5 protein-coding genes are annotated in these 8,326 nt (G+C 36.1%); 3 read left to right on the top strand and 2 right to left on the bottom strand.

The features are described from left to right. Positions 1 to 267: 267 nt before the first annotated feature. Both AFK68_RS20920 and AFK68_RS20915 read right to left on the bottom strand, forming a co-directional pair. Positions 268 to 1,662, bottom strand: a complete 1,395-nt coding sequence (locus tag AFK68_RS20920; RefSeq protein WP_094674771.1) for a hypothetical protein — start codon at positions 1,660 to 1,662, stop codon at positions 268 to 270. 96 nt (positions 1,663 to 1,758) lie between these two features. Beyond that, positions 1,759 to 2,514, bottom strand: coding sequence for a WecB/TagA/CpsF family glycosyltransferase (locus tag AFK68_RS20915; protein ID WP_094674769.1), 756 nt, complete (start codon positions 2,512 to 2,514; stop codon positions 1,759 to 1,761). 524 nt (positions 2,515 to 3,038) lie between these two features. Here AFK68_RS20915 and AFK68_RS20910 point away from each other — a divergent pair. From AFK68_RS20910 to AFK68_RS20900, 3 genes are all read left to right on the top strand, one after another. Next, positions 3,039 to 4,610: a serine/threonine-protein kinase gene (locus tag AFK68_RS20910; protein WP_094674767.1), complete on the top strand. Its 1,572-nt coding sequence runs from the start codon at positions 3,039 to 3,041 to the stop codon at positions 4,608 to 4,610. Positions 4,611 to 5,691: 1,081 nt separating this feature from the next. Next, on the top strand, positions 5,692 to 6,018 hold the full coding sequence (locus AFK68_RS20905) for a DUF6825 family protein (RefSeq protein WP_094674765.1): 327 nt from the start codon (positions 5,692 to 5,694) through the stop codon (positions 6,016 to 6,018). A 260-nt stretch (positions 6,019 to 6,278) separates the two neighbouring features. Then, complete coding sequence (locus AFK68_RS20900) at positions 6,279 to 8,042, top strand: ABC1 kinase family protein (RefSeq protein ID WP_371357481.1); 1,764 nt, start codon at positions 6,279 to 6,281, stop codon at positions 8,040 to 8,042. Positions 8,043 to 8,326: the final 284 nt, after the last annotated feature.

The raw sequence follows: 8,326 nt of genomic DNA, 5'->3' as shown, positions 1-8,326 counted from the left end.
TCCCTATTCCCTATTCCCTATTCCCTATTCCCTATTCCCTATTCCCTATTCCCTATTCCCTATTCCCTATTCCCTATTCCCTATTCCCTGTTCCCTCAAACCTAAAATTTTGTACCTCATAACAACGGGAAGCGCTGTATAATTTTACTCTAAGCGAAAATTGACAAAATAGAACAGCTAACTTTGCTGCTCCTGAGACCTTTGTTGACGATATAACCCAAGATTGTTGAATAAAATATTTTATGTTTTTTGCCGACGAGATGTCTATTAGTGGTTTTGATTACAGTTGATATACTTCACTTTTTTGACCCCACCAATTGCTTGCTTACGACTCTCAAATAACTCTAAAATTCCCTCAATAACCGTCTTAACTAAATTTTGGTTACAGCCATCAATAAACTCTTCCGCAGAAATCTTTTTTTGGCAAAAATCATTAGTTCTTTTTCTTTGTTTTTTTACTTCATCAAATCCTATATATTTCACCATAAATGTACTCAATGGTGAATTTCTCATATCATAAACTGCATTTTGACTCCGCCCATCTGCCAATAAAGTTAATACTTCACGTTGCAAATTATTTTGAGGTTGATAAGGATTGTGAATATCTGGCAAAAAATCCTCCAAATGAGCCGGAATGTGTCCTTGACTAGGCAACTCTCCCACCATTGTTGAAAGAGGTATATTTAACCCTAATCGCATAGATAATGCTTCAATAAAAGCTAGAGTAAAAATTTTACTTCCCAGATAAATTTTAGCAACTTCAATATTCTTTTTTGCCTGTTCAACCCAGCATTTATAAGTTTTTTCATCTGGTTCTTCATCAAATTTGCGGAAAATCAAATCGGGATTCAAATGATTAATAAATCCTTCTGTTTTTTCTAAAGCAATGCGATATTCACAAACTGTATAAGAATTTCCATTAGTGAGATTGTGGTTAGTTTCTGGTAATAAATTCCAGGTATTATCTAGAAAAATTGAAGTAGGAGAACCAAACCCACTCACATCTCGATTAGATAGTCTAACAGATTTTTTTACTGTTTCATAAAGTTCTCCATCACTAAGATTAATATTTAACTTAGTATTAGTTTCTTTGAGTCTTTGATAGAGACGTTCAGTGGCAGTCAAGCCATCTTCCGAAATAGGTTGAAATGGAATCGTAGATTCAATACAAGCAATAATTTGAAACAGATGTTTAGGTGTGAGAAATGTTTCCATTACTTTAGCAGCAACTACAGCACTCATAAACTCATTTTGCCCACCAAAAGGTAACAAAACCTGAGCAACAAAAAAACCAAAAATAGATGTTACCATCTCAAAAGTCTGATCCTTAGGCAATTCATTTTTTTCCCTAATTTTTAACTTTCCTTGTGTTTCTTGAATATAAGGAGCAAGATAATAACTGAGATTAAAATTAACACTATGATCTACTTGTACATAGACTAAATCGTGGAATAAAGCAGCTAATACTTCAATCGCATCTTGTGAAACTCCCACTTCAAAAATATGATTTGGAGTATGAAAATAACGCCATGGCCCTGTCATTGGTTGCACAATTAACTCAGCAATTTCAGCAAGTTTCTCTGGTTCAACTTCTACCTGTAGTTCCTTAGTTGCCCAGTTCAGTTTTTCTAGACATTGTTCATACTCATATTCAAAATTCATTGCTTCTTGATTCCTTGTTTTGTTAATTAATGATTGACTTTTAACTAAAAATCAGTTAAATTACCCCTGATAGACATTACAATCGCCTCTTTTTGTCTAAAATTTGATTTCCATCAAAGTTTTCCAAGCAAATTGTGGTAGAGCCAACATTCGTCGCCAACGCCAAGGCTCTTGATAAAGTCGATACAACCATTCCAAAGAATTATCACAAAACCAAGCAGGTGCCCTTTCCTTAACACCAGCCCATATGTCCAAACTACCACCAATACCAATCCAGATTGCTTGAGGACAAATATGTTGATGTTCTGCAATCCACAACTCTTGACGAGGCACCCCTAAACCCACAAATATTAATCTTGGTTGTAATTGTCCCAAAGTCTGTAAAAGTTCCTTCTCCTCTGCTGGAGATAAATAACCATGCTGACAAGCAATAGCTAACCCTGGAACTTTTTCTTGCCAAGTCTCAGCAGCTTTAATAGCTACCCCTGGTTTTCCTCCATAGAAAAATACTAAATTCTGTGGATTCTGTTTCATGGCTTGGCACAAAAGACTTTCTGCTAATTCAATACCAGGACAACGCCGTACAAATTTACCCTTAAGCCTTAAGTATAAAACCACCCCAGCTCCATCAGGAACTACCAATTCAGCCTGACGAATTATCTCAGCCAAGACATGATTTTTCTCAGCCTGCATTACCATTTCTGCATTCAGGGTAACAACATGAGTTCCTACTCCTGCCTCTAATCGAGAAAGTAAGCAACCAGGGTAGTCATCAATACAATGTACTGGTAAACCTAGCACCAGATTTTCTGCAATTGGACTAAGTGTAGGCTCAGATTTTTTTTCCCTCATAAATATTCTATTTTATTGATTTTCGTTTTTGACAATCTTTAATAATTACTGAGCTAGATTACCTAATTCCGCTCTTTCCGGCTACTACTTAACCACTTTCTTTCATCCTGATAATATAGTGAATTTCATCTCACTCAGCTACACTACTTGCAGGCAAAATGCCCTGACTACAGAGGTTTGTTAAGGAAGCTTTGCGTTAAAACGTTAATATTTTTACCTCACATACTTGGCATCTGCTGTATTTAGATTTTCCAATTTTAGCTAGAGCGTAGATTCATCTCAGACCATAATCTGTGAGAAGCGCGTGAGATGAATCTACAGTCAATTAATTGCCCAGGGCAAAAATTGATATTATCATAACCTTTAATTAAGCTAATCTTTCCCAAAATGCAGAAGCCCAGGCTATACTTTAAACTCCTTGTGGGAGTATGTTACGAACTTCATCTATAATCAATCGAGCAGAATCAACTACAAGCATATTGTTGTATTCTGACCACTAACAATTTTATAAAAATGAGTATTTTATGAACCTGACACCAGGAGTTGTCCTTCAAAAAGGAAAATATACTATCGAGCGTATTTTAGGCCAAGGATGCTTTGGTATAACTTACCGAGCCATTCATCATCATTTTAACCAAATTGTTGTACTCAAAACTCTCAATGAAAGTCTACACAAACATCAAGATTTTCCCAAATTTAAACATCAATTTATAACTGAGGCTCACCTTCTGGCTAAATCTGGACATCCCAACATTGTCAAAGTATGGGACTTTTTTGAGGAAGATGATCTTTTCTTTATAGTAATGGACTATATACCGGGTCAAAATTTGGCTGAGTTAATACAGTCTGGCTATAATTTCCATCCAAATCAAGCCGCTCATTATATACATCAAATTGCCTCAGCTCTTTCAGTAGTTCACAAAAATGGGTTTTTACATCGGGATATACAACCTAAGAATATCATTAGGCGAGCTGGAACTAATACAGTTGTACTAACTGATTTTGGCATTACCTGTGATTTAACTCCAGGAATTAGGCAAACTCATACTAATTTATTTTCTGTGGGATATTCACCACCAGAACAGTGTAATCCACAACAAAGGTTAAGTCCTGCAACAGACATTTATGCTTTAACAGCGACATTATACTATTTACTTACTGGTAAGGCTCCTACTCCTGCAGCTTTAAGGCTTTCTCAAGCTGTTCCTCAAACACTTAAATTTTTTGCCAAAGAATTAAAATATTTTCAACCTAATCTTACTCCAGGTATTGAGAATACTATTCTCATGGGATTAGAAATAGATGCTGAAAAACGACCTCAAACGGTAGAAGGTTGGTTGGCACTTCTTTTAAATGAATCAAATCTTATAGAGATAAAAAAACAAAATAATTATTTAGCAGAGAAACCATCTAGGTTTAAGAATAACGATCAATTGATGGAGCTTAAATCAGAATCAACTATTGAGCAGAAAGCAGGTAAATTTCTGACTAATGAAGTTCCTAGGAACAGGGTTAACAAAAGAAATATAAAGCCTCACAATGATGCAAACTGCATCCCTAATTGTACAGATAATAAATTTAGTTGGATTAATCAACTTTCTTTCCAATTGACAATTTTTTTGTTGTTTGTCTTGACTGCTGGAACTTTTGGATGGATAGGTTTTGATATTACCCTGCGTTATAGCTATGCCAAAACTAATAACAAAATTGCATCTTTGACGTCAAGTAATTTATTAGAAAGTCTGAAGCAAGAGGAAAATTATAGTTTCCGAAATCACGACCCGTCCAGTCCTCTTTTTGGTTCTCCTTCAGTTAAAACTTATTCAATAAACCCACCAAAATTAAACAAATTACCTAAGCCATATTTTGAAAAGGATGAGTTTTTCCCCAATAGTTTATCTGTCTCTAATGAGGATAAATCTTGGTCAGAAAAAGTCAATTATTCGGGTGATGTGAAAACTCAACTATCTCCCTACAATTATTCATCTAATGACAATAGTGAAAAATATTATCCTTCTGATTATCAACCTAAATATCCGAAGTACGACTCTCAAAAATATCAACAGCAAAATCAGTATCCAGATGACTACTATTAATTGAACTTTTTTCTGAGATAAATTGATCTTTTAAAAGTAGATTTTTAGCAAAAGTTTAGCTTCCATATTATGAAAAGTACATTAACTTTTGGTCGATAAAATCGTTATACCAATTCAATTTTAAAGATTTCACAAATAGTTTCAAACTTTAGATATAAAATAATTTCCTGGAATTACTGTAGCTTCAAAGTTTTTAGCCTACAAAATCTTAATGCCTGACTTTTGACTTCGGTGAAATAGTATTAGGAACTGGCAATACTACCATTCTGAGGGAATGTAAGTTGTCTGGCAAAACTAAGAACCTTATTCCTTGGTAACAGCTCTGTTAGACACTATTCGTGGTGAATATCAAAGCCCAGCTCAGACCCATAGTATTGATATATAGCGTAGTTCACCTAAAGATCAACATCTTTTAAGAAACTAGGTAAGACACTTAATAAAATAATGTGATACAATACTTTACAATTAGAATCACATCTTGACTCTAACTGAGAAATTAGGTCTCAAATATTAAGATGAGTACAAAATTAAATTAAGTAGTTAGATATTTGAATAATGGGTGCTGAGTGAGATATATTTCAATCTAAACCTTTTAAAATTTAACAAAAGGCTCACTTATTGAACAAACTTAAATATCAATAGACAATTCGTTAAGCAAATAAAAAAACAAGTCCGATTAGCTAAAAAAAAACATCTAAATTGATTAGCAAACGTAAGCATTCAGCCGTCAGTCAGCCTCTTGCCTCCTGGGTCGTATCTGCGCTTTCCATGTCGCGCAGCGAAACGCTGCGCGACATATAAAGCGGAGCTTTGCATCAGCAAAAAAGAGGAGCTATCCTAGGTCATGCTACCCAAACCCTAACAGCCCTCAGCGTTCCTCGTTTATTTTATTTATAGGAGGAATTAGAACTGAGGTTGAGCGAGAATTAAAAGTCTAGGTAAAATCGGACATCATCAGCTAACTTTAGCTATAATAGTTCATTTTAATTGCTGAATTTCGCAGTCCAGACCTAGGAGACTAGCTGACCGCGAGCTAGCTGAATCCTTACTAGTAAACCATCAAAATAAACTATTTTTTATTATGAGTAAATCACCAATTCATGCTTTCTTTGTCGGTAGAGCTATTGCAGAAGGAGTATATGAACAACTAGAAAATAGCATCACCAATACCCTTAGTGGAATAGGTAAATTTGATGCAGAACAAAGAGAAAACTTGCATACCTTTATTGAACAAGTTTTAGAAAGAGCAGATAGAGAAGCTCAAGTAGAAAACAACACCAATAATAATAGTAATTCTGACGAATTGGACTCTCAGCCCAAAGACCTACAAGCCATAATTGACGATCTAAGGGCTGAGGTAGCTCAAGTCAGGGCAGAATTGCAAAAATATCGTAGTCGTTCCTCTTGACATATAACTGATGTTGGCCTTGAATGATCCTACGGAATTCTTCAACCTGCTAAGAAATTGCCGTATATATTAAAATCGAAGTCCATTTCCTGTTTTAGATTCAGTATACTATAACAGGGCTTTTATCCTGGAGCTGAATCATATAGATCAAACAGGGGACTTCCAACTGTGAATCTTAGTAAACTATACCTGCGCTCATTGGTTTTTATTGCTATGAGCTAAACCTTTAATAATATCACAAATTATAAAATACTACTACTGTGTCTGTTCTCCTCGATGACATTACTAACCACAAGGAACAAGCTAACTATACAACTGGAGGCTCAATGACTAAAGCCCCCAGCAAACCCTATAGTCAGAAAGCTTATCGCTGGAACAGAGAAAATTACTCTCGCCAGCGTCGTTACATTGATATTTGGAGTTTCGTTCTCCTTTGGCTAACTTGGCTTTGGGTAGACAAAAAAGATTGGAGTTACCGCGGAGGAGTAACAGAAGAAAAGAGAAATCTCAGACGGCGCAAACAAGCTATTTGGGTCAGAGAGACAATGCTAGAGTTAGGTCCCACCTTTATCAAATTGGGGCAGCTATTCTCTACCCGTGCTGACTTATTTCCTTCAGAATACGTCGAAGAGCTTTCAAAACTTCAAGATAAAGTCCCTGCTTTTAACTACGAACAAGTTGAGATAATTATCCAAGAGGATCTGGGCAAAAAGGTAGAAGAATTATACCCAAGTTTTGATCCAGTTCCCTTAGCTGCCGCTAGTCTAGGTCAAGTTCATAGAGCGCAACTCCACTCTGGTGAAGATGTAGTAGTTAAAGTACAAAGACCAGGACTCAAAAAACTCTTCCAAATTGATTTAGCCATTCTTAAAGGAATAGCTCGTTATTTTCAAAATCACCCGAAATGGGGTCGTGGTCGAGACTGGTTAGGTATTTATGACGAATGTTGCCGAATTCTTTGGCTAGAAATAGATTATCTCAATGAAGGTCGCAATGCTGATACCTTTCGTCGTAATTTCCGCAACTTTAACTGGGTAAAAGTTCCCAGAGTTTATTGGCGGTATTCAGCGCCACAGGTACTGACATTGGAATATGTTCCAGGTATCAAAATTAGTAATTATGAAGCTCTAGAAGCATCAGGGCAAAATAGAAAGGCTTTGGCAAGAATGGGTGCTGAGGCTTACCTACGGCAACTTTTGAATGATGGCTTTTTTCATGCTGACCCTCATCCCGGTAATATTGCTGTTAGTCCAGAAGGGGGATTAATTTTCTATGATTTTGGCATGATGGGGCAAATTAAGTCTAACATCCGGGAAAAACTCATGGATACTCTCTATGGGATTGCTTCAAAGGATGCTGAGAGGGTAATTATATCTCTAATAGATTTAGGAGCATTAAAACCTACTGGAGATATGGGGCCAGTGAGGCGTTCTATCCAATATATGTTGGATAATTTTATGGATAAGCCGTTTGAAGCTCAGTCAATTACTGCTATTAGTGATGATTTGTATGAGGTTGCTTATGACCAACCTTTCCGTTTTCCGGCAACTTTTACTTTTGTTATGCGAGCTTTCTCTACTTTGGAGGGAGTTGGCAAGGGTTTAGACCCAGAGTTTAATTTTATGGAGGTGGCACAACCGTTTGCCATGCAGCTTATGTCTGATGGAAGTTCTCAAGGTTCAAATACTATATTAAATGAGTTGGGTCGTCAAGCGGCTCAGGTTAGTTCTACTGCTTTGGGTTTGCCTCGTCGTATTGAGGATGCAATTGATAAGTTAGAACAGGGGGATATTAGGGTTCGGGTTAGAGCAACAGAAACAGATAGGTTGGTTCGTCGGGTTGGTAGTGTGCAAATGGGTACTAATTATGCTTTGTTGATTAGTGGTTTTACTTTGTCGGCGACTATTCTATATGTTAATAATCAGGTTGGTTTGGCTTTGGTGTTGCTTTTGTTGGTTGTGGTGATGGGGTTTGCTTTTATACGGCTTTTGAAGCGTATTGATCGATTTGATAAAATGATGTAGATGAATTATTTTAGAAATGTTTTTACTTTTTTTGCTTTACTAGACTGATACATCTAAATTACTACATTATATGATTGGGGCGGCTTCATCTGATTTAATGTTAAAACTTGTTAACTTAAACTATAACCCGCCCCTACTGAACTGATTTATGAAAAATTATTTTATTTGTTTTATTGAATAAATAGTCATATAAATGGGAGAATTGACCAAAATAAATAAATTGTATCAGAATTTTTTGGTGAGTGCAAGCCAAAAATTGGTGGCGCAAAGGATTTTTTTCAGGT

The sequence above is a fragment of the Hydrocoleum sp. CS-953 genome, from assembly GCF_002260545.1.
Lineage (GTDB): Bacteria > Cyanobacteriota > Cyanobacteriia > Cyanobacteriales > Microcoleaceae > Trichodesmium.
This window is presented reverse-complemented; position numbering and strand designations above follow the sequence as displayed.